Origin of the sequence: Kitasatospora sp. A2-31 (genome assembly GCF_022288725.1) — a bacterium.
Taxonomy (GTDB): Bacteria; Actinomycetota; Actinomycetes; order Streptomycetales; family Streptomycetaceae; genus Kitasatospora.
This window is the reverse complement of the sequence record NZ_JAKNTA010000142.1, coordinates 1-1,668: the sequence shown is the minus strand read 5'-3', so window position 1 is coordinate 1,668 and position 1,668 is coordinate 1. Positions and strand designations below refer to the sequence as shown.

Below are 1,668 nucleotides of genomic sequence, written 5' to 3'. Positions count from 1 at the left end.
CGGGGCCGTGGCCCCCAATTTTGCCCAAGCCGTCAACAGCTGACCCCGCCACGAAGGGCTCTCCCCCGGCCCCGGTGGACCTCACCCGCCGCCCCTCCGTCGAGGAGCTGCGCGCGGTGATCCACCCGGAGGGCATGCTCCAGCGCCGCAGCGCGGAGCACTGGGCCGGCCGCCTCTACATGCGGAAGATCTCGCTGCGGATCACCCGCGTGCTCTCCACCATGACGGCGATCACGCCCAACGGCCTGACCTACCTGATGATGTTCACCGGCATCCTGGCCGGTGCCGCACTCGTCGTCCCGGGCCTCGTCGGCGCCGTCCTCGGCGCCCTGCTCATCCAGGTCTACCTGCTCCTCGACTGCGTCGACGGCGAGGTCGCCCGCTGGCGGCGGCAGACCTCGCTCACCGGTGTCTACCTGGACCGGGTCGGCCACTACATGTCCGAGGCGGCCCTGCTCACCGGCCTCGGCCTGCGCGCCACCGACCTGCTGCACCGCGAGGGCGGCGGCTCGCACTGGGAGTGGGCGTTCCTCGGCACCCTGGCCGCGCTCGGCGCGATCCTGATCAAGTCCGAGACGGACCTGGTGGACGTGGCCCGCGCCCGCAGCGGCATGACCGCGGTCGAGGACAGCGCCTCGGTGCCGCGCTCTGCCGGCGTCGCCAAGGCCCGCCGGGCGGCCTCCGTCCTCAAGTTCCACCGGCTGGTGGGCGCGGTCGAGGCCTCGCTGTTCATCCTCGCCGCGGGCGTCGCGGACGCCGTGCACGGCGGGCTGTTCTTCACCCGGCTGGCGGTGGTCGTCCTGGCCGCGATCGCCATGCTGCAGACCGTGCTCCACCTGCTGAGCATCGTCCTGTCGAGCAGGCTGCGGTGAGCGCCGTGCAGACCGGGGCCGACACCTTCCGGCTCGGCGCGGTCATCATCACCATGGGCAACCGGCCGGAGGAGCTCAACGCCCTGATCGCCTCGGTCCGCGCCCAGGAGGGCCCGCGGATCGAGCTGGCCGTGGTCGCCAACGGCGCCCCGCTGCCGCCCCTGCCCGCCGACGTGCGCAGCGTCGAGCTGCCGGAGAACCTCGGCATCCCGGGCGGGCGCAACGTCGGCATCGAGCTGTTCGGCAAGGACGGCCGGGACGTCGACGCCGTGCTCTTCCTGGACGACGACGGCCTGCTGCCGGGCACCGACTCGGCCCGGCTGCTGCGCGAGGCCTTCACGGCCGACCCGCGGCTGGGCATCGTCAGCTTCCGCATCGCCGATCCCGAGACCGGCGTCACCCAGCGCCGGCACGTCCCCCGGCTGCGGGCGAGCGACCCGCTGCGCTCGTCCCGGGTGACCACCTTCCTGGGTGGTGCGAGCGCGGTGCGCTGCACGGTGTTCGAGCAGGCCGGACAGCTGCCCGCCGAGTTCTTCTACGCGCACGAGGAGACCGACCTCGCGTGGCGCGCGGCGGACGCCGGCTGGGCCATCGACTACCGGGCCGACGTGGTGCTCCACCACCCGGCGACCTCGCCCGCCCGGCACGCCGCGTACTTCCACAACGTGGCCCGGAACAGGGTCTGGCTCGCCCGGCGGAACCTTCCGGCCGTGTTGGTGCCTCTCTACTTGGGAACCTGGTTCCTGCTCACGCTGGCCCGCCGCCCCTCCGGGGAGGCACTGAAGGCCTGGTGGGG

Annotated in this window: 2 protein-coding genes; both read left to right on the top strand. The window is 73.4% G+C overall.

What is annotated here, in order from left to right; all coding sequences use genetic code 11:
- Nucleotides 1–134: 134 nt before the first annotated feature.
- Nucleotides 135–872 (top strand): CDP-alcohol phosphatidyltransferase family protein, encoded by a 738-nt coding sequence (locus tag MCM47_RS40285; RefSeq protein ID WP_238862672.1) that lies wholly within the window; start codon nt 135–137, stop codon nt 870–872.
- 53 nt (nt 873–925) lie between these two features.
- On the top strand, nt 926–1,668 hold a 743-nt coding region (locus MCM47_RS40280), incomplete at its 3' end, for a glycosyltransferase family 2 protein (RefSeq protein WP_238951787.1).

Bases quoted from the DNA above. Each gene is read 5' to 3' on its own strand.
- MCM47_RS40285 (WP_238862672.1), top strand. From the start codon at position 135: ATGCTCCAGCGCCGCAGCGCGGAGCACTGGGCCGGCCGCCTCTACATG.